Raw genomic sequence first — 16,826 nt, 5'->3', positions numbered from 1 at the left:
TACTGACCGCATCCGATATTCACATACTCGCTAGGGTCAAGTTCTTCTCGTTCTTCTGGCGGCTGCATCATATCCCTGTCGTAGTTAAACATGAGCATCCTCCATCCCAGCTTTTAACATTTTTAAGAATCTTTTAAATTCTTCTTCATCCGATGTTTCAGTTCCTTCAATCAATTCTGGTTCTTCACCGTCAAGTGTTTTGAGCTCATACGTTGCAGTCACTTCGAGCAATTCACAATTTAATGCATTCGCTAGTTTTGCAAAATCTTCAATTTGTACTTTTGTTGCTTCAACTTCATTTTTAGCAGCACGAGCCAAATTTTCTGTATATTCTACAGAATAAGCAAGAGTTTGTTCTTTGCTTTTATATTTCGATAAAAAGTTACCTGTTTTTTTGTTACGCAATACGATAAAAGTTTCTGTTTTTTTCATGATTGTTCTCCTTTAGTTTTTTTAAAATCCACCTTGCAAAGTCGGTGCGACTGTTTCAGCGTGTCTTTGTTGGGCGGCGCTTGCAAATTCTACCGGTTTAAAACGCTTGACATTTTCGATTTCTAGTTTATTAATCGTCACTATTTTAAACTCCTTCTTCTACACCTTTTGCGAGTCCCACAGGTGGTTCTACATCATAAGTAAATTGCTTATCTGAATTTCTCAGATTCATCCGTGTGATATTACTCGCTATTCGCTGACTATCTTGTTTTTTCATTTCAGCGTGTTCATCCAGTTTATTTACCAGCGACCATAGCGCGATTCCTACGATTGTCACGAAATATAAGTATTCCATCATCTTGTTTTCTCCTTTTCTTTGTAGATTGCTACGATTTTTTCTAGATCAGCTATACGCTGATTTGCTTCTTGTAATTTTTCTTGCGTCTCAATTAACGCCTGGTTTAAGTCTAATGCAACGATTCTCCAATCGGTGTTGAGTTCTTTAGATAACCAGTTTTTTAATCTTGCTAATAGATTCATTTTCCCCTCACTTTGCTAACTGACTTTGAAACCGAAGTACGTCGTTTAAGTCATATAAATACTTACCACCTTTTGCATTTTGCTGATAGCGGAATTTCCCTGCGTCTCTGAAATCTTCAATTTTCTTGCGCCCCCAACCTGTCTTTTCTTGAACATCTTTGATTGAAGCCCAGTTTGTACCTCTTGCGACTCGTAGTTTAGCTTCAGTCATAGCTTTCACATTCAACTGGACAAGCTCCTCCAGTAGTTCATTTTTGAAATCTTCTCCAAACAATTCCAAAGCCATTGGCAATTCCTCTCTTTCTGTGATATACTGTAATTGAATATTTAAGTATGCGCCTGATTGCCGTCAGGTGCTTTTATTTTCATGTCGTATAGACGCTTCCATTTGTCGCATAATACGTCAGCTCGTTCATCTTATTTGTGAACCGCTCGTCTGTCGTAATCAGCAACCTCTCCTTAAGCAGAGTTGATAGTTTGTAAAATTGGCTTTCAAACTGATCAATAATCTGCTGCCGCTCTTTAGTAGCCAGTTGCTGACAAAGAGCGTCTTGAAGCTGTGTCTTTGCTGAACTTAAAGGCATTTGTTTTCATGTTTCCTTTCGTAATTCTGTCAACGAGACTCTGCTCGTAAAGTTCTTTGAGGTGCTTACCCTCAAAATTAGTTGTGATAATTGTATTCGTCCTGTTTTCAAGAATTTGATACAGGATTTTTTGCATCCAGTTATTCCCTTGTCGGATTTCATTACCAACACTCGACTCTTTGCCGAGGTCGTCCAAAATCAAGAAGTCGACACCTTGCAGGAACTTCACAACTGAGCGTTTCTCCCACTTTGAATCCTTGTATTGAAAAGCCTCTTGCATCCGAGAGAACAGTTCCATGGACGGCATATAGACTACCGATTTGCGGACTTGGAGCATTTGAAAGCTCTCGTTTAAGGTTTTCGCTATCCCAATAGCAAGATGGCTCTTACCAACTCCAGGCGGTCCGCTGATGATCGTATTCCCTTCGTAACGTTCTTTCACATAGTCAGCCGTGACCCGCTTAGCGAAATTGACTGCTGCAGCATCCTGCTCTGTGTGGATTTCAAAATTTCCAACAGTCGCATTTTTCAAATCGTTTGGGATGATGCTCTCTTTCATAAAGAGAGAGTAAGACCTCGTATCTCTGATTTGAGCTTCAGCAATAGCTAACTGCTCGCTTGCGTTCTGGTTGATGGTTTCTTGAACACATTCAGGACAATAGGTCAGCGTGTTGTGAGTGCAAGGATTGACAGACCGCCACATATAAACTCCTTCATGCTTTGGGCATTGTTGTTTTAACGTCTCAATCTGCAAGGCTCTTTCTTGCAATTCTTTGCTTGATACTACTTGCATGCGCACCTCCTAAAATCCAAGCCGTGGATCAAATCCATCATCGGACAATTTCAAGCGACCATTTGACTTACTATTTGACCGAGTAGGCTTCTGCCTATTCTCTACCAATTCAACAGTCGTTAAACCTTTCTGTTTCCAATCTCTCAAGATGCTCTCAAGATACTTGAAATAAGGCTTACCATTCCCAACACATTCCTTGATTGCTAACTTGATAACCTCTTTCTTATGGTCTTGTAAGAAAGCCTTCAAGTCCTCGATTTCAAATGGTGTCGGGTATCGTCCAAACTCTGAAAATATCCAATCATGAACAATTCCCAAGTCATTTTCTGCGGGGGCGTCCTCTATACTATATAGATTATTAGCACCAGCCCCATCTGATTCACTCAGGTTGGTTATATAAGGATGGTTATTATCAGGTTGGTTAGACTTAATATTTTTAAGTTCTTGAACTAAAGTTTCTTTAGTTCTCCCCTTAATATTTTTAAGTTCTTGAACTAAAGTTTCTTTAGTTCTGATTTTCTGAGGATATAGTAAATTCGCTAATCTAACGCCCTGCCTTTTTTCTTTCAACAGGCCGTGTTCTATCAGTTGTCTTTTTAATTTGATTACAACTGGCTCGCTTTTTTTTATCCACTTACCAATTTCTTCGTTAGTAGCTACAACATACAAATATCCATCTTTGTCAGTAAAATGTTGCTTGTTTTTTCGAGATAATGAAATACGATCGGTCAAAATACCATAAACCATAACAGCCAGTGGGTCTAAATCTGAAAAATAATCATCTTCTATCAGCCGATACGGAATCTTAAAGTATCTTTCGTGATTATCCATGTCTATCTCTGTGAAATATTGTTCATTCATACTTCTCCTAAACTATGATTTAATTCGTATTTTTTGCCTAAAAAAATAAAATCCTTATCGACATTGTATAGTCGAGCAAGTTTGTCTAAAAGATCCATTGGAATTTTTGAACTATCATGCTCATACTTCAACAATGTTTGTTGATGAATGTTAAGTTTATCAGCAACTTCTTTGGCAGATAAGTTATAATTTGTTCTTATTGCTCTCAATGTCATTTTCGGCACGTTCCTACCTCCTTATTTTTCTATTTGTTCCTCCCAATTCTGCTATAATAAAAGCTAGAAAGGAGGTGATGTTATGACTGAAATTCACGCATGTCTTTGCGGAAATTGGGTGAACCTATCAGCCGACGACGATTGTGTAATGGGACCAAATATGGCTAGTCCTTATATTTGGTGGGAAGAAAATGCAGAACTCTACTCACCAATTTCTAAACCTGAAGCAAACACTATGTACCATCAGGATTATATCTACATTCACTATCGTGGCGCTGACTATCGTATCCATCCAATGTTCATTCAAATCGTTTCTAGATAACTTTTTTCTAGTCTTTTAGAAATGATTTCTATATCTGAGTCGTCCATTTTCAGCTGGGCGACTTTTTGATTTAAACGAGCTTCGACAGCTTGGTTAATTTCAAACCATTCACGTACTGTAAATTGGCTTCTAAATTTTAGAAATTCCTTTATTGTTTCTTTCATACTTTACCTTCCTTATCTTAGAAAGATGATTGCAAATCACGAAGTTGAGATACAAGCTCTGATGGAGCAAATTTCAAATCGTAATCTCTAACATCCTCGCTAGTGAGCTCAGCCAATGCTTTCACTCTTGGCTTCATGTATTCACTAGGATTCGGATGATCCTGCTTGATAAATTGCAAAAGTTTGATGACATCCTTGACCCTTTTCGTTGACGGAAGGGGTCTTATTGTTTTGTACGGATATTTCTTTGGTCTCATTCTTATACCCTTGTCTCACTTTCCAGAGCCCTGAGTTCAATCTCATGGCTGACTTGTTTCAATAGCTTCTCACACGCTATTTTAGCTTCTCTGTACGTTGTAGATTCGCTGATGAAGTAATCAGCAAGTTCGATGATTTTATCTTCCATGATTGTCTCCAAAAATCAGTCTTAAGACCGATGTAACCCCTTCAAAAACAGTATATATTTATATTATCCTTAACAAGAAAGGAGCTGATGCAAATTGGCAAAATTTTTGAAGGGGACTGTGGTTCAGTGATTCAGTTTGGCTAGGTACCAACGAGTTTTTACTGCGAGTGTGACTGCACGGAGCCTGTCGCTGACTATAAGAGGGACTGCAGCTCTGCTTATAGCGGGACTGACAGATAACTACCGTGCGGCACTCAAAGACTAGCCAAACCACGTTGATTGCAGTGCTGGACGCATGACCAGCGAAGTTTCAACCAGTCGCTTTACACCGACTGTGAAACCTTATCAAAGTGTGCAGGTCTTGATCTAGTGTAAAGTAGGTCAAGGCTTTTTACTATTCAAAATCTCCCCCTCACCCCCTTTCAAATGTGGTATAATCAAAATAAAATGACTGGAGAAATCTTATGGATTCTAATAAACTATACTGCTTATTTTGCGGTTGCTCTGTTCCAAACCACTACGATACATTCCGAGAAGAAGAACACTACTTTTGGATTCGTCGCCCATATGTTAAGGTTGAGGAAAATTTGAACGACAAAATAACAATACAAACAATGAATTGTCCAAACTGTCATAAAGTTTCAATCGACATCGTGGGCGTAGGAAGTCAATTTCCAAATCGCATTATGCACTTCAATCCTATTTCACTCGCAAAAGTCTATCCAGACTACATCCCTCAGGCTATCAGAAGTGACTATGAAGAAGCTCACGCTATCTTAAATCTCAGCCCCAAAGCTTCTGCTACCCTCTCTAGACGTTGTCTACAAGGAATGATTAGGGATTTTTGGGGAATTTCTAAAGCAAGGTTAGTAGATGAGATAGATGCTTTAAAAGAGTCTGTTGACCTAAGCACTAAAAATGTACTCGATGCTCTACGAAAACTTGGAAACATTGGTGCCCATCCAGAAAAAGATATAAATCTTATAGTGGATATTGAACCGAATGAGGCTCACAAGTTGCTGAAGTTTATAGAACTACTTATGCAAAAATGGTATATTGAACGCCATGATAACGAGCAATTACTACAAGATATTTTAGATTTGGACAAAGATAAACAAAATCAACGCAAACCTAAAAATTCTTGATAATGCGGAGAGCAAGGATCTAATTCAAATATTAGATTGCCGTCCATGTTATAATATTGCTCCACAACTCGAATGCTATCTGCTTCAGTTCCTTCGCCTCTCAAAATTGAAAGGTGAATAACTTTTTCAACCTTCAATTCATCAGGTCTACCACGTCTATCGTGGTATTTTTCTTTTTGTCCTGACATCTTTCTACTCCTTTCTTTTTTGCTCTTGTTTTTTGTTATTTCCTTAAACTTAATTTAATTATACTACGATTTAAATCGTAAGTCAATGGTTTTTTCGATTTTTTTCGTAATTTTTTCGAATTTTTTATTTACAAAATCGAAAATAAACGGTATCATATAGTAAAGAAGATAGATAGGAGGGGGAAATATGGCAAGAGGACGAGGAAAATTAACTCCTCAAGATAAAAAGGATATGAAAGTCTTTTCTGCAAATCTTAACTCAATTTTATCTGATAGAAATTGCAAACAAGCTGAGTTGTCTCGAGCGACAGGGATACCGCCTAGCACATTGACAGGATATGTAAAAGGAACTTCTTTGCCGATTCCAGGGAATGTTCAAAAAATTGCGGATTTTTTTGGAGTTCCAAAATCCACTCTAGATCCGAGATTTGTTACTGCTAATCCTGTAATTTACTCTGTCGTTGGAGAATCATGGAATAACCCTATCTCTCCCGCTTCCTCAATCCAAACCATCTACGATGAACTAAAACCACCGAGACAAGACAAGGTCCTGGCCTATGCTGAAAAACAACTGGACGAGCAGAGGAACGAAGAAGAAACAAAGATAAACGAAGTATCGGAGGTTGTTCAACTCTATAGTTACGACTACTACGACCATCCAGCTTCTGCAGGGACAGGGCAGTATTTGAACGATGTACGAGTTGAACGGATTGAGTTGCCAGTAGATATTGATGCTGACTTTGTTATCCCGATCAAAGGGGACTCCATGGAACCAGACTACCACGATGGCGACCTGATATTCATTCAGACAAGTGTAGAGTTAAATGACGGAGTTATCGGAGTATTCAACTACAACGGTGATGCCTATATCAAGCAACTTGTTATTGATAAAGACCAAGCTTACCTACATAGCTTGAACCCTGCATACAAGGATATGCCAATTACACCAGAAACGGATTTCCGAATTATCGGTGAAGTCGTGGATTTGTATAGAGAGAAATAAAAAATCATATAATTTTATTGGAGGTCAATATGAAATTTTGTCCTGAATGTGGCAATCCCGTAGAGGGCTATAAATTTTGCCCAAATTGCGGTTTTTCCATCGCTAACCAAGAACAAACTGAACAACCTCAGCCAGTCAATAAGCCTGCTTCTCCATCCCCTGCTGCCGTAAGCAGAAAAACGGACAAAGTCGGACCGCTTGAGATTGATAGATACCACCGCACTTATCGCATAAATGGAGCTCGCAAAGCAAAAGGCTCATCTGGTTTGGTCGGAGGAGCCATCAAAGGCTCGGTAAAAGTTGGTCTTGCTATGGGAACGATGGGATTATCTTTAATACCATCCATGGTAAAAAAAGATAAGAACGATACTGGATGGTATTCGTTCGAGGATTTGGTATCCTATGAATTGATTGTCAATAATCAGACTGTTGTTTCGGGTGGTGTTGGACAAGCTTTGGTTGCCGGTGCTATGTTTGGTGCGATTGGTGCTGTTGCTGGTGGTATCGTATCTAAACGAAAATCAACCTCTAAAATTTTGGACATGACTCTTCGTGTAACTTCAAATGACTTCAATAAGCCGGTAGTATTCATTGACTTGATTAGAAAGCCAGTAAAGAATACTTCGAAAGAGTACAAGGAAGCAGTTGAAAACGCTCAACGAATCATGGGAGCCTTGGACGTCATCGTTCATAATTCGTAAATAAAAAAATCCCCACACTCGCCATCGCCAAATTTTGAGTGTGAGGATATTCTGTATAGTAAAAGGCATTAAAAAGCCCTCTTTACTATACCCATTTTATCAAGAAATGAGGTAAAAATCAATGGAAATAAAGTCTTATAAAAAGAAAAACGGGGAAACGGCTTATATGTTCCGTGCGTATATCGGGAAAATTAATGGATATAGTCAATACGCTACTCGCCGTGGATTTGCCACGAAAGCTAAAGCGAGGGCAGCACTACTTCAACTTCAGGAAGACATTGAGAGCGGCGAGCAAAGTAAGAAAGAAATCACGGTTGAGGAGATTGCTAAAAAATGGCTTAAAGATTATTCTGAAACCGTACAAGACAGCACCTATATCAAGACATCTAGAAATTTCAAGAATCACATCTATCCAGTTTTCGGCAATAGAAAAATAGCTAGTATTACTCCCCTTCAAATGCAAGAGCAAGCCAATGAATGGTCTAGAAAATTAGTTTATGGTCGTAAGCTAAAGGGCTTGATGAATAATGTTTTCAAATACGCAATCAGGCATGGATATATTGATACGAATCCAGTTGATAGCGTGATTACTTCGACAAGAAAGAAATCAGATAACAAGAGCGATTTCTATAGCAAAGACGAGCTTCAAAAATTCTTGAAACTCGTCTCCAAAACAAAGGATCTAGAGAAGATAACTCTATTCCGGCTCCTAGCCTTCACAGGGGCTCGAAAAGGGGAGATTTTAGCCCTTGAATGGAACGACTGGACAGATAATACTCTGGACATAAACAAGGCCATTACAAGAGGTTTTGCAGGCGAAGAGATAGGCAACACCAAAACGGTCAGCAGCAATCGACTAATCAGTCTAGATAAAAAGACAAAAAGCATTTTGAAAAAATGGAGAAAGCAGAATCCAAATACCAAATACATTTTTGAAAATGAATTTAAGAAGCCAATTCCAAGCACCCTGCCCAGAAAGTGGCTTATCAAAATTGTGGAGGGTAGCGACCTGCGTCCAATCAAAATCCATGGATTCAGACATACACATGCCAGCCTTTGTTTCGACGCGGGTATGACTTTGAAGCAAGTCCAACATCGTCTAGGCCATTCTGATTTGAAAACGACCATGAACGTTTACACCCACATAACCAAACAAGCAAAGGACGACATCGGAGAACGCTTTGCGAATTATATTGATTTTTAAGGAGGTTCGCCTCCTTTTTGTGACTCCTTTTGTGACTCCATTTTTCGCGAAAGAATACCAAGGAATACCAAAGACAAAAATAAAAAACGTTGATTTAACAACGTTTTACAAAGGAATGCAAAAGAATGCAAAGGAATAATGGAGCCGGTGGGAGTCGAACCCACGTCCAAACACCTGCCAACATATTTGTCTACAACCATAGGTTATGTATTGTTTTAACAGTCCCTCGACACATAACTCAAGCCTAGGAACTGCGAGTCTATTAATCTCTTATCAAACCACTAGACAAGGCTTGATCGTATCTCGCTAATTATAAGACCTGTCATTGAACACGAGCAATCCAAATCAGGTCACGCCTGCTGGTTTTTAGGCAGCTAGAGCGTAAGAAGTGTTATTTTTTGCAGTTATATTTAACTGAGCGTTTACGTCGCCACACGGGTTGCAAAATATGCCTCATAATGCCTGTCGAATCCGTAACGACCCCAAGATGTTAGAACTATTATAACCTATCTTCAAAAAAAATGCAAAATCAAGCCGTTTCTTTAGAAAAGAACCCCTTTTAAGACTTCTGATAAAGCTTGATAACCGGCTACACTCAGATGGAGGCCATCCGTTGTATAGGCTGATTGAAGTTGCCCTTCTGAATCTGTTAAACTATCATAAATTGGTAGAAAATCTACTTGCATATAGGCGGAGGCTAGAGCCTCATAGGCTTGATTCCATTCTCTGATCTTTTCATTGGTACGAATATATACTGTCTGCTTGTATTCTTCTCCTTCATTGACTGGCAGGATAGAAACAAGCTTTATTTGTGACAGCGGATATTCTCGGTTAAGCGATTGAATCACACCTTCAAGATTATCCAAGGCTTCATTCATGGGAATATCTTTTCCGATATCGTTTGTCCCAATTAAGAGAACAATTTGATCGACAGCATCACCATAAAGATGGGCATCTAGATTCTCTAATAACAGTTTCGTCTGGTAGCCTCGGATGCCACGATTGACAATCGTCTTTGCAGTCCCAAACAACTCTTGCAATGGGTAGTATTCTACAATCGAATCGCCGATAAAAATTACATCTGGCTCTAGAACAGAAACTTGATTCAATTCACGATACTTGGTTTGAATCTTCTCCTGCTCTTTTAGGAGCCAATTTTCTAATAACTGTACTGCCACCTTATCCCTCTTTCTCTAACCAATTTTCTAGGACCTGATAAACACCCGCTTGGCTGTTAGCTGGTGCTAGGGCAGTCGCAACGGCCTTGGCCTCATCATCTGCATTTTCCATCGCATAAGCAATACCAGCCATCTCCAACATCTCGACATCATTTTCACTGTCACCAAAAGCCATAATTTGTTCTGATGTCAAATCCCAGCGCTTGAGTAATTCTTCCAATCCCCAAGCCTTGTGAACACCAGCTTGCAGGATATCAATACAGCCATAACCGCTAGAAACAGCTCTTACACGACCATCAAAGAGGTCATTGATTTCCTGCAAAACTGAACTAGAACGTTCTTCACCAACGACCATGCTCATCTTTAGAACTCCTCCAAAGAGGTCTGAGTTTAGCTCATACACAAAATTGGTCCTTTGGTAAAGTTTTTCAATCATCTCTGGAGTCATAAATTTTTCCAGGTCTGTAAAAACCGTTCCTTCCTTGACAAAACTCCCGTTCATACTAGTGACGACGAACTGATCTCGACACTCCCTTCCTTTAAAATGAAGGAGAGCCTTGTCAACCATAGCATCATCCCAGGTCTGGGCCTGAAGTAGCGTATCATACTCAAATATCCGCGCACCGTTGGCAACAACTAGGACTACTCGACTCGCCAAGTGTTCTAATAATTGCCTCATTCGATGGACTTCATTCCCCGTCGCAATGACAAAACGGATACCTCGTTCATCTAATTGGTCTAAAATCTTTTCTAAACGTGGCAAGTCCAGTTGCCCTCTTGGATCCAGCAAGGTTCCATCCATATCTGTTGCAATTAATTTAATCGTCATCTCGTCTCCTTTAGGGCGAGTACCTACCACTTCAACCCTACATGTTCATTCATTTCTTTATAGGCTGTGTCAATTCGTTCCTTGGTCGCCTCATCCAACTGCTCACGGTAACGTCCCCCTTCAATGAAGTCCTCCAAGATATAGGTCTGATAGAAGAAGAGAGGATAGCCTTCTGGGGAGTAAGTCCCTTTGGGTGTTCGATTAACCCAAGTAGGATGCGCTTTGGCGGTTTCAATCCTTGTCTTTCCATCTTTTTTCTTAATGGTCACATCCATGAGAACACCGCGCTCTGTCCACTTGGCATTTTCCTCGTCTTGCATGGTTTCAATGCGCTGATTTGAGAGGAAATTCCCCATGGAATAGATGATCAGTTTTTTGTCACCATCTTTTTCAACTGTTTCAGCAGGTTCAACGACGTGAGGATGCCCTCCAAAGATAATATCAGCTCCCCAGTCAATCATCTTGTGGTACAGTGTTTTCTGTTCTTCCGTCGGTTCTAGCTGGTACTCAATTCCCATCTGAGGCATGATGACAGTAATATCCGCCTCTTGCTCAGCTCGTTCGATTTCCGCCTTCATCTTATCTTCATTCAGGTCAGAAAGATAGCGATTATAATCCTCTTGAGAGATATACTGATCAATGCCATTAAAACCGTAAGAATAGGCCAAAAGAGCTACCTTGATACCATTGACTTCCTTGATAACTAGTGGAGCTTGGTCACGGGATTCATGTGTGTAGACTCCTATGGGTGTCATTCCAGCCTTTTCGATAGCTTCTGCTGTCGAAACCACTCCCTCTATCTGAGAATCCAAGATGTGATTGTGAGCCAAGTCTAGAACTTGATAGCCTGCATCTTTGATCGCATCCATGACTTCTCCAGGTGCATTAAAGAGAGGATAACCTGCCAAATAGTGATCCTTGTTCACCGTTCCTTCAAAGTCACCAAGCACTAAGTCCGCTTGCTTGAGCCATGGTTTTACATATTCAAAATTTTCGTGGAAATCGTAGCTACCGTCTTCTTTCAGAGCCGTTCGGTAGATAGGAATATGGTAGAGGAGGTCACCATTTGCCATGATACGGGCTGTCGTTTCATCAGACTGATTTTCCTTGGATTGACCAGACGTCTGAGCAGAATCAAGAGTTTGACCATTCGGACTTGTTCCCTTGTTCCCTTGTACTGCTTGGGCCAACAAGTTCAATCCCATAGACAAGGTAACTGCAAGTAGTAACACCGTAATAAATTGGGCATTTGTCCAAGATTTATAATTCCGAAAGAAACCAATACCACTCTTCAACAATCCAAAAATAGGACCATGAGACCGTCTATCTTGTCGCTTTTCCATCTTTATTCCCCCCTTGCTTTTACTGCAAGCCTTTTCTTTTATTATATCACAGATAAAAGGGGAATACCGTTTATTATATTATTTTTTAGGAACTTCTGTGACTTTCTTTCTCGCCTATTTTGTGTTATCATGTAGAGGTAATGAAAGGAGAGAAAATGTCTGCTATAGAACGTATTACAAAAGCTGCTCATTTAATTAATATGAACGATATTATCCGTGAGGGGAACCCAACTTTACGCGCGGTTGCTGAGGAGGTCACTTTCCCACTGTCTGACCAGGAAATCATCCTTGGAGAAAAGATGATGCAATTCCTCAAAAATTCTCAGGATCCTGTTATGGCTGAAAAGATGGGACTCCGCGGTGGGGTTGGATTGGCTGCTCCTCAGTTAGATATCTCAAAACGCATTATCGCTGTTTTAGTGCCAAATATTGTGGAAGAAGGTGAAACTCCTCAGGAAGCCTACGACCTGCAAGCTGTTATGTACAATCCAAAAATCGTCTCTCACTCTGTTCAGGACGCCGCCCTCGGTGAAGGAGAAGGGTGCCTATCTGTCGACCGTGTAGTTCCAGGCTATGTTGTTCGTCATGCCCGCGTCACTGTTGATTACTTTGACAAGGACGGAGAAAAACACCGCATCAAGCTTAAAGGATACAACTCTATCGTTGTCCAACATGAAATTGACCACATCAACGGAATCATGTTCTACGATCGTATCAATGAGAAAGACCCATTTGCTATCAAAGATGGACTCCTCATCCTCGAATAAAGAAAATCCCGTTGCAAGACGGGGTTTTGTGTTATAATAGAGGCATGAAAACAAATGATATTGTCTATGGCGTCCACGCCGTTACAGAAGCCCTCCTTGCAAATACTGGAAACAAACTCTACCTCCAAGATGATCTCCGAGGTAAGAATGTTGAGAAAGTCAAGGAACTTGCTGCTGAGAAAAAGGTCTCCATCTCTTGGACTTCAAAAAAATCCCTCTCTGAAATGACCGAAGGCGCTGTCCATCAAGGCTTTGTCCTAAGAGTCTCTGAATTTGCCTATAGCGAGCTGGATCACATCCTTGCAAAAATACGCCAAGAAGAAAATCCTTTGCTATTGATTCTGGACGGGTTAACTGACCCTCACAACTTAGGTTCTATCTTAAGGACTGCTGATGCGACCAATGTTTCAGGTGTCATCATTCCCAAGCACCGTGCTGTCGGAGTGACTCCTGTCGTTGCCAAAACGGCCACAGGTGCTATCGAGCACGTTCCAATTGCCCGAGTGACCAACCTGAGCCAAACTCTTGACAAACTCAAGGATGAAGGCTTCTGGACCTTTGGAACAGATATGAACGGCACCCCTTGCCACAAGTGGAATACAAAAGGGAAAATCGCCCTCATCATCGGAAATGAAGGAAAAGGTATCTCTAGCAACATCAAAAAACAGGTCGATGAGATGATTACCATTCCGATGAATGGACATGTTCAAAGCCTCAATGCCAGTGTTGCTGCAGCCATTCTCATGTACGAAGTTTTCCGAAATCGACTATAAAAAAGTTTCCAATCAAGTGATTGGAAACTTTTTTGCTTAACTATGTTCGGTGATAAACTTGTAGGCTTCTTGACCAGCGATAGCTCCATCTCCAACTGCTGTTGTGACTTGACGAAGGTCTTTCTGGCGAACATCCCCAACCGCAAAGATACCATCGACGGCAGTCTTCATGTGGTTATCTGTTACAATCCAGCCCGCCTGGTCTTGAATATTCAAATCCTTAACAAAATCACTAACAGGATCTAAACCGACGTAGATAAAGACACCTCCAAAGGCTTGCTCTGTCACTTGACCAGTTTTCACATTTTCAAATACAACTGACTCTACTCGGTTTTCACCTTTGATTTCCTTAACTACAGAGTCCCAGATAAAGTTGACTTTTTCATTAGCAAAGGCACGGTCTTGCAAAACCTTTTGTGCACGAAGTTGGTCGCGACGGTGAACAATAGTGACAGACTTGGCAAAGCGTGTCAAGAAGAGGGCTTCTTCTACCGCTGAATCTCCACCACCGACTACGAGCAAGTCTTGGTCACGGAAGAAAGCTCCATCACAGACCGCACAATAAGAAACGCCTCGGCTATTTAATTCTTCTTCTCCAGGAACACCTAAAAGACGGTGTTTTGACCCAGTTGCCACGATGACAGTACGGGTTTCATAAACTTGGTCATCAGTGATTACCTTCTTATAGTCAGCATGGTCTTCAATCTTTTCAACAAACCCATAAAGGTGTTCTACTCCAAGGTTTTCAAGAGGTTCAAACATCTTCTCTGCTAATTCAGGTCCACTGATATTGGCATATCCAGGATAGTTTTCAATATCAGATGTGTTGTTCATTTGCCCACCTGGCAGACCACCTTCAATCAAAGCCACTTTCAGATTGCTACGAGCAGCATATAAGGCAGCGGTCATTCCCGCAGGTCCAGCACCGACAATAATCGTATCGTACATTTCAATTCCTTCTTTCTTGTTGTAACTATCTTTATTCTAACTCATTCTTGCTAGTCACGCAAGCATTATGCTCTGAAAACTAAAATGAGACTCATGACGGCAAAGGATAATACTGGAATCACCAAAACCCCAATCATAATCATATCATAGAGATGGGCTTGACGGGCCTTAGCTGTCTTGTCCACACCAGACATAGCTCGCAATCCAATCCAAATCCCTAAAGAAATCACGACGAGAATGGTCGTTAAGATCAAACTCTCGAAATATAAAGAAAATAGTTGCAGCAGCATGATCTCTCTCGTTTCTATCTTTTTTAAAGAGTAAACTCAGCTAGTCCAACTAACTGAGTTTTCCTTTTACTATTATATCAAATATAAGTCCGTTTGTAACTAGCGAAGAATTCTTTTGTCCGTTCTTCTTTCGGATGATTGATGATGTCATCCGGTGTACCTGACTCGATGATTTTCCCTTTATCTAGGAACAAAATCTTATCTGCCACTTGGGCTACAAAAGACATATCGTGACTAACCAAGATCATGGTCTGACCAGACTTAGCGGCATCTGCAATAGACTTTTCCACTTCTCCGACCAATTCTGGATCAAGAGCTGATGTTGGTTCGTCCAAGAGCAAAACGTCTGGTTTCATTGCGAGAGCACGCGCTAGGGCAACCCGTTGCTTTTGCCCACCTGACAAATGGCGAGGGTAATGTTGCTCCTTATCAGAAAGACCGACCTTAGCCAACTCTTCCTTGGCGATTTTGGTTGCTTCCTCATCTGATAATTTCTTAACAACGACCAAGCCTTCCTTGACATTGTCAAGGGCTGTTCGGCGTTCAAATAAGTTGAACTGTTGGAAAACCATGGACAACTTGCGACGAAGGGTTAGAATCTCCTCTTGGCTAATCTGAGAAAAATCAACTTTAAAATTGTCAATCTGGATGGATCCGCTATCTGGAGTTTCAAGGTAGTTCAAACTACGAAGAAAGGTTGATTTCCCAGCTCCAGATGAACCAATCAAGGCTACTACTTCTCCCTTTTGGATATCCAAGTCCAGATGATCCAAGACAGTCTGACCTGAAAAGGATTTGCTTAAATTCGAAATCTTAATCATTAACGAAGGTCTCCTTTCACATCTGTAGTTACTGTATCCGGCGCTGAAATTTGCATTTTCTTCTCAATAAAACGACCGAGGCTTTCAATTCCGATATTGACTACCCAGTAAACAAGGGCTACGGAGATGAATCGCTCAAAATAGCGATAATCGGCTCCACCCAAAATTTGAGCCTGAGCAAAGACTTCCACAACCCCCGCACTAAAGGCTAGAGAAGTTCCCTTGGTCAAACCAATGAGGGAATTGATCAAGGTTGGAGTAGCTACCACCGCTGCATTAGGAATAATGACACGACGATAAACTTGCGCACGGGTCATCCCCAGACTGCGTGCCGCTTCAATCTCACCAGGATTGACAGAAAGGATGGCTGCACGAATGGTTTCGCTGGCATAAGCTGCCTCATTAAAGGCAAAAGCTACGATAGCAAAGGTTGCTGCTGGAATTGCATTGATATTGAAGCTGGTTCCCCATTGTTGATTGAGGGCTTTCAGAGCAAGTGGAATCCCATAGTAGGTCAACATGAGCTGAACCAAAATCGGTGTCCCTTTTAAAAAGCTGACAAAAAAGGCCTGTAAGGGATATAAAATCTTAACACGGTTGATTTTAACAATGGCAAAAACCAAGGCTAGCACCAAACCAAAAATCGCACCACTAAGCGTCAACATGATAGTTGTGGGAAGTTGTTGGACAATTCTTGGAATCCCATCAAAAACCGAACGCAAGCTAAAGAGCTTACCGTCTGGAATCAGCTGCATCAAGCTCTGGTACCAATCTGATGCTAAAAGTGTTGTAACAGTCATAAAAACATCCTCTCCTGATAATGATTCATTCTACCATACTTCTGCTCACAAGCAAATTATTTGCTACGGGTAAAGCAGACTTTGTCTACCTTCTAGTTTATCACACTTTAAAACAGGGAAGCTATATATTTTACCTATCAAGGAGATAGATAAAAACTATTTCAAGCCCAGTTCCCAGTAGGATTTTCTATAGCCGATTTGCTTAACAGCACCATTTTCCACTAAGATTGGGCGTTTTAACAACATGCCATCACTAGCCAGAAGCTTGGCTGCTTCTTGGTTGGATAGGCTTCCTACCTTATCTTTCAAGCCAAGTTCACGATATTTGATCCCACTGGTATTGAAAAATTGTTTCACTTCAAAACCGGAAGTTTCTAACCAGTTCAAAATCACTTCTTCACTTGGTGTTTCTTCTACAATATGAACGTCTTTATAGTCAAGTCCGAGTTGGTCTAGTTCATTTTTTGCTTTCTTACAAGTTGAACATTTTGGGTATTCGATAAATTCTAACATCTTTTT

General features: G+C 40.7%; 26 protein-coding genes and 1 other RNA gene. 7 read left to right on the top strand and 20 right to left on the bottom strand.

Translation table 11 applies throughout. The annotated features are described in order from the left end of the window. Positions 1-84 precede the first annotated feature (84 nt). The 7 genes from ADI74_RS04405 to ADI74_RS04375 form a co-directional block, all read right to left on the bottom strand. Complete coding sequence (locus ADI74_RS04405) at positions 85-432, bottom strand: hypothetical protein (RefSeq protein ID WP_049537275.1); 348 nt, start codon at positions 430-432, stop codon at positions 85-87. Between the two features lie 145 nt (positions 433-577). Then, positions 578-790 (bottom strand): hypothetical protein, encoded by a 213-nt coding sequence (locus tag ADI74_RS04400; protein WP_049537274.1) that lies wholly within the window; start codon positions 788-790, stop codon positions 578-580. Next, positions 787-972, bottom strand: coding sequence for a hypothetical protein (locus ADI74_RS04395; protein WP_049537273.1), 186 nt, complete (start codon positions 970-972; stop codon positions 787-789). The genes ADI74_RS04400 and ADI74_RS04395 overlap by 4 nt, the downstream gene beginning before the upstream one ends. Before the next feature lie 7 nt (positions 973-979). Beyond that, complete coding sequence (locus ADI74_RS04390) at positions 980-1,258, bottom strand: helix-turn-helix domain-containing protein (protein ID WP_049537272.1); 279 nt, start codon at positions 1,256-1,258, stop codon at positions 980-982. 236 nt (positions 1,259-1,494) lie between these two features. After that, a complete protein-coding gene (locus tag ADI74_RS04385; protein ID WP_049537271.1) occupies positions 1,495-2,349 on the bottom strand; it encodes an ATP-binding protein in 855 nt (284 codons plus the stop codon). 9 nt (positions 2,350-2,358) lie between these two features. Next, positions 2,359-3,210 carry a DnaD domain protein gene (locus ADI74_RS04380; RefSeq protein ID WP_049537269.1) on the bottom strand — a complete coding sequence of 284 codons (852 nt, stop codon included), beginning with the start codon at positions 3,208-3,210 and terminating at the stop codon, positions 2,359-2,361. Beyond that, a complete protein-coding gene (locus ADI74_RS04375; protein ID WP_049537267.1) occupies positions 3,207-3,434 on the bottom strand; it encodes a helix-turn-helix domain-containing protein in 228 nt (75 codons plus the stop codon). The genes ADI74_RS04380 and ADI74_RS04375 overlap by 4 nt, the downstream gene beginning before the upstream one ends. A 73-nt stretch (positions 3,435-3,507) precedes the next feature. Here ADI74_RS04375 and ADI74_RS04370 point away from each other — a divergent pair, with 73 nt between their 5' ends. Beyond that, on the top strand, positions 3,508-3,747 hold the full coding sequence (locus ADI74_RS04370) for a hypothetical protein (RefSeq protein WP_049537265.1): 240 nt from the start codon (positions 3,508-3,510) through the stop codon (positions 3,745-3,747). On the opposite strand, the gene ADI74_RS04365 is transcribed toward ADI74_RS04370, so the two are convergent. The 3 genes from ADI74_RS04365 to ADI74_RS11210 are packed head-to-tail and all read right to left on the bottom strand — an operon-like array spanning position 3,729 to position 4,317. Then, complete coding sequence (locus tag ADI74_RS04365; protein ID WP_049537263.1) at positions 3,729-3,911, bottom strand: hypothetical protein; 183 nt, start codon at positions 3,909-3,911, stop codon at positions 3,729-3,731. The two genes, ADI74_RS04370 and ADI74_RS04365, sit on opposite strands and share 19 nt — an antisense overlap. Before the next feature lie 17 nt (positions 3,912-3,928). Beyond that, on the bottom strand, positions 3,929-4,168 hold the full coding sequence (locus ADI74_RS04360) for a hypothetical protein (RefSeq protein ID WP_049537261.1): 240 nt from the start codon (positions 4,166-4,168) through the stop codon (positions 3,929-3,931). Between the two features lie 2 nt (positions 4,169-4,170). Beyond that, a complete protein-coding gene (locus ADI74_RS11210) occupies positions 4,171-4,317 on the bottom strand; it encodes a hypothetical protein (protein WP_192833029.1) in 147 nt (48 codons plus the stop codon). 464 nt (positions 4,318-4,781) lie between these two features. On the opposite strand from ADI74_RS11210, the gene ADI74_RS04355 reads away from it, so the two are divergent. Beyond that, positions 4,782-5,462, top strand: coding sequence for a DUF4145 domain-containing protein (locus ADI74_RS04355; protein ID WP_049537259.1), 681 nt, complete (start codon positions 4,782-4,784; stop codon positions 5,460-5,462). On the opposite strand, the gene ADI74_RS04350 is transcribed toward ADI74_RS04355, so the two are convergent. Beyond that, positions 5,438-5,650: a hypothetical protein gene (locus ADI74_RS04350; RefSeq protein ID WP_049537257.1), complete on the bottom strand. Its 213-nt coding sequence runs from the start codon at positions 5,648-5,650 to the stop codon at positions 5,438-5,440. The two genes, ADI74_RS04355 and ADI74_RS04350, sit on opposite strands and share 25 nt — an antisense overlap. Before the next feature lie 187 nt (positions 5,651-5,837). Between ADI74_RS04350 and ADI74_RS04345 the strand changes: the two genes are divergently transcribed. From ADI74_RS04345 to ADI74_RS04335, 3 genes are all read left to right on the top strand, one after another. Beyond that, entirely contained in the window at positions 5,838-6,653 is an 816-nt protein-coding gene (locus ADI74_RS04345) for an XRE family transcriptional regulator (RefSeq protein ID WP_049537255.1), read from the top strand. Positions 6,654-6,682: 29 nt separating this feature from the next. Then, positions 6,683-7,354 carry a zinc ribbon domain-containing protein gene (locus tag ADI74_RS04340; RefSeq protein ID WP_049537253.1) on the top strand — a complete coding sequence of 224 codons (672 nt, stop codon included), beginning with the start codon at positions 6,683-6,685 and terminating at the stop codon, positions 7,352-7,354. 121 nt (positions 7,355-7,475) lie between these two features. Next, on the top strand, positions 7,476-8,558 hold the full coding sequence (locus ADI74_RS04335; protein ID WP_049537251.1) for a tyrosine-type recombinase/integrase: 1,083 nt from the start codon (positions 7,476-7,478) through the stop codon (positions 8,556-8,558). Positions 8,559-8,694: 136 nt separating this feature from the next. On the opposite strand, the gene ssrA is transcribed toward ADI74_RS04335, so the two are convergent. The 4 genes from ssrA to ADI74_RS10765 form a co-directional block, all read right to left on the bottom strand. Continuing rightward, positions 8,695-9,042, bottom strand: a transfer-messenger RNA (tmRNA) gene (ssrA, locus tag ADI74_RS10595). A 58-nt stretch (positions 9,043-9,100) separates the two neighbouring features. Further along, on the bottom strand, positions 9,101-9,736 hold the full coding sequence (locus ADI74_RS04330) for an SGNH/GDSL hydrolase family protein (RefSeq protein ID WP_049537248.1): 636 nt from the start codon (positions 9,734-9,736) through the stop codon (positions 9,101-9,103). A gap of 1 nt (position 9,737) precedes the next feature. After that, positions 9,738-10,565, bottom strand: a complete 828-nt coding sequence (locus ADI74_RS04325; RefSeq protein ID WP_049537246.1) for a Cof-type HAD-IIB family hydrolase — start codon at positions 10,563-10,565, stop codon at positions 9,738-9,740. Between the two features lie 23 nt (positions 10,566-10,588). Continuing rightward, the gene (locus ADI74_RS10765) at positions 10,589-11,908 is read right to left on the bottom strand and encodes a CapA family protein (protein WP_080980352.1); all 1,320 of its coding nucleotides are present in this window, start codon (positions 11,906-11,908) and stop codon (positions 10,589-10,591) included. 155 nt (positions 11,909-12,063) lie between these two features. Between ADI74_RS10765 and def the strand changes: the two genes are divergently transcribed. Both def and rlmB read left to right on the top strand, forming a co-directional pair. Continuing rightward, positions 12,064-12,675: a peptide deformylase gene (gene def, locus ADI74_RS04310; protein WP_001272963.1), complete on the top strand. Its 612-nt coding sequence runs from the start codon at positions 12,064-12,066 to the stop codon at positions 12,673-12,675. A gap of 44 nt (positions 12,676-12,719) precedes the next feature. Next, positions 12,720-13,448: a 23S rRNA (guanosine(2251)-2'-O)-methyltransferase RlmB gene (rlmB, locus tag ADI74_RS04305; RefSeq protein WP_007521462.1), complete on the top strand. Its 729-nt coding sequence runs from the start codon at positions 12,720-12,722 to the stop codon at positions 13,446-13,448. Positions 13,449-13,484: 36 nt separating this feature from the next. Here rlmB and trxB read toward each other — a convergent pair whose 3' ends face one another. The 5 genes from trxB to ADI74_RS04280 all read right to left on the bottom strand — a co-directional run bounded on the left by trxB (position 13,485) and on the right by ADI74_RS04280 (position 16,820). Continuing rightward, a complete protein-coding gene (gene trxB, locus ADI74_RS04300) occupies positions 13,485-14,396 on the bottom strand; it encodes a thioredoxin-disulfide reductase (RefSeq protein WP_049537245.1) in 912 nt (303 codons plus the stop codon). A gap of 65 nt (positions 14,397-14,461) precedes the next feature. Then, entirely contained in the window at positions 14,462-14,686 is a 225-nt protein-coding gene (locus tag ADI74_RS04295) for a DUF4059 family protein (RefSeq protein ID WP_000926604.1), read from the bottom strand. Between the two features lie 77 nt (positions 14,687-14,763). After that, positions 14,764-15,507, bottom strand: coding sequence for an amino acid ABC transporter ATP-binding protein (locus ADI74_RS04290; RefSeq protein ID WP_049537243.1), 744 nt, complete (start codon positions 15,505-15,507; stop codon positions 14,764-14,766). Continuing rightward, complete coding sequence (locus ADI74_RS04285; protein WP_049537241.1) at positions 15,507-16,307, bottom strand: amino acid ABC transporter permease; 801 nt, start codon at positions 16,305-16,307, stop codon at positions 15,507-15,509. Before ADI74_RS04285 ends, ADI74_RS04290 begins: the two co-directional genes overlap by 1 nt. Before the next feature lie 156 nt (positions 16,308-16,463). Then, the gene (locus tag ADI74_RS04280) at positions 16,464-16,820 is read right to left on the bottom strand and encodes an arsenate reductase family protein (protein ID WP_049537240.1); all 357 of its coding nucleotides are present in this window, start codon (positions 16,818-16,820) and stop codon (positions 16,464-16,466) included. Between the last annotated feature and the right edge of the window lie 6 nt (positions 16,821-16,826).

The organism is Streptococcus pseudopneumoniae, assembly GCF_001074565.1.
Classification (GTDB): domain Bacteria; phylum Bacillota; class Bacilli; order Lactobacillales; family Streptococcaceae; genus Streptococcus; species Streptococcus pseudopneumoniae_J.
This window is presented reverse-complemented; position numbering and strand designations above follow the sequence as displayed.

What these genes read in the sequence shown, in the direction of transcription:
- ADI74_RS04405 (WP_049537275.1), bottom strand. Translation starts at nt 432, where the DNA reads ATGAAAAAAACAGAAACTTTTATCGTATTGCGTAACAAAAAAACAGGT.
- ADI74_RS04400 (WP_049537274.1), bottom strand. Translation starts at nt 790, where the DNA reads ATGATGGAATACTTATATTTCGTGACAATCGTAGGAATCGCGCTATGG.
- ADI74_RS04395 (WP_049537273.1), bottom strand. Translation starts at nt 972, where the DNA reads ATGAATCTATTAGCAAGATTAAAAAACTGGTTATCTAAAGAACTCAAC.
- ADI74_RS04390 (WP_049537272.1), bottom strand. Translation starts at nt 1,258, where the DNA reads ATGGCTTTGGAATTGTTTGGAGAAGATTTCAAAAATGAACTACTGGAG.
- ADI74_RS04385 (WP_049537271.1), bottom strand. Translation starts at nt 2,349, where the DNA reads ATGCAAGTAGTATCAAGCAAAGAATTGCAAGAAAGAGCCTTGCAGATT.
- ADI74_RS04380 (WP_049537269.1), bottom strand. Translation starts at nt 3,210, where the DNA reads ATGAATGAACAATATTTCACAGAGATAGACATGGATAATCACGAAAGA.
- ADI74_RS04370 (WP_049537265.1), top strand. Translation starts at nt 3,508, where the DNA reads ATGACTGAAATTCACGCATGTCTTTGCGGAAATTGGGTGAACCTATCA.
- ADI74_RS04365 (WP_049537263.1), bottom strand. Translation starts at nt 3,911, where the DNA reads ATGAAAGAAACAATAAAGGAATTTCTAAAATTTAGAAGCCAATTTACA.
- ADI74_RS04360 (WP_049537261.1), bottom strand. Translation starts at nt 4,168, where the DNA reads ATGAGACCAAAGAAATATCCGTACAAAACAATAAGACCCCTTCCGTCA.
- ADI74_RS11210 (WP_192833029.1), bottom strand. Translation starts at nt 4,317, where the DNA reads ATGGAAGATAAAATCATCGAACTTGCTGATTACTTCATCAGCGAATCT.
- ADI74_RS04355 (WP_049537259.1), top strand. Translation starts at nt 4,782, where the DNA reads ATGGATTCTAATAAACTATACTGCTTATTTTGCGGTTGCTCTGTTCCA.
- ADI74_RS04350 (WP_049537257.1), bottom strand. Translation starts at nt 5,650, where the DNA reads ATGTCAGGACAAAAAGAAAAATACCACGATAGACGTGGTAGACCTGAT.
- ADI74_RS04345 (WP_049537255.1), top strand. Translation starts at nt 5,838, where the DNA reads ATGGCAAGAGGACGAGGAAAATTAACTCCTCAAGATAAAAAGGATATG.
- ADI74_RS04340 (WP_049537253.1), top strand. Translation starts at nt 6,683, where the DNA reads ATGAAATTTTGTCCTGAATGTGGCAATCCCGTAGAGGGCTATAAATTT.
- ADI74_RS04335 (WP_049537251.1), top strand. Translation starts at nt 7,476, where the DNA reads ATGGAAATAAAGTCTTATAAAAAGAAAAACGGGGAAACGGCTTATATG.
- ADI74_RS04325 (WP_049537246.1), bottom strand. Translation starts at nt 10,565, where the DNA reads ATGACGATTAAATTAATTGCAACAGATATGGATGGAACCTTGCTGGAT.
- ADI74_RS10765 (WP_080980352.1), bottom strand. Translation starts at nt 11,908, where the DNA reads ATGGAAAAGCGACAAGATAGACGGTCTCATGGTCCTATTTTTGGATTG.
- def (WP_001272963.1), top strand. Translation starts at nt 12,064, where the DNA reads ATGTCTGCTATAGAACGTATTACAAAAGCTGCTCATTTAATTAATATG.
- rlmB (WP_007521462.1), top strand. Translation starts at nt 12,720, where the DNA reads ATGAAAACAAATGATATTGTCTATGGCGTCCACGCCGTTACAGAAGCC.
- trxB (WP_049537245.1), bottom strand. Translation starts at nt 14,396, where the DNA reads ATGTACGATACGATTATTGTCGGTGCTGGACCTGCGGGAATGACCGCT.
- ADI74_RS04295 (WP_000926604.1), bottom strand. Translation starts at nt 14,686, where the DNA reads ATGCTGCTGCAACTATTTTCTTTATATTTCGAGAGTTTGATCTTAACG.
- ADI74_RS04290 (WP_049537243.1), bottom strand. Translation starts at nt 15,507, where the DNA reads ATGATTAAGATTTCGAATTTAAGCAAATCCTTTTCAGGTCAGACTGTC.
- ADI74_RS04285 (WP_049537241.1), bottom strand. Translation starts at nt 16,307, where the DNA reads ATGACTGTTACAACACTTTTAGCATCAGATTGGTACCAGAGCTTGATG.
- ADI74_RS04280 (WP_049537240.1), bottom strand. Translation starts at nt 16,820, where the DNA reads ATGTTAGAATTTATCGAATACCCAAAATGTTCAACTTGTAAGAAAGCA.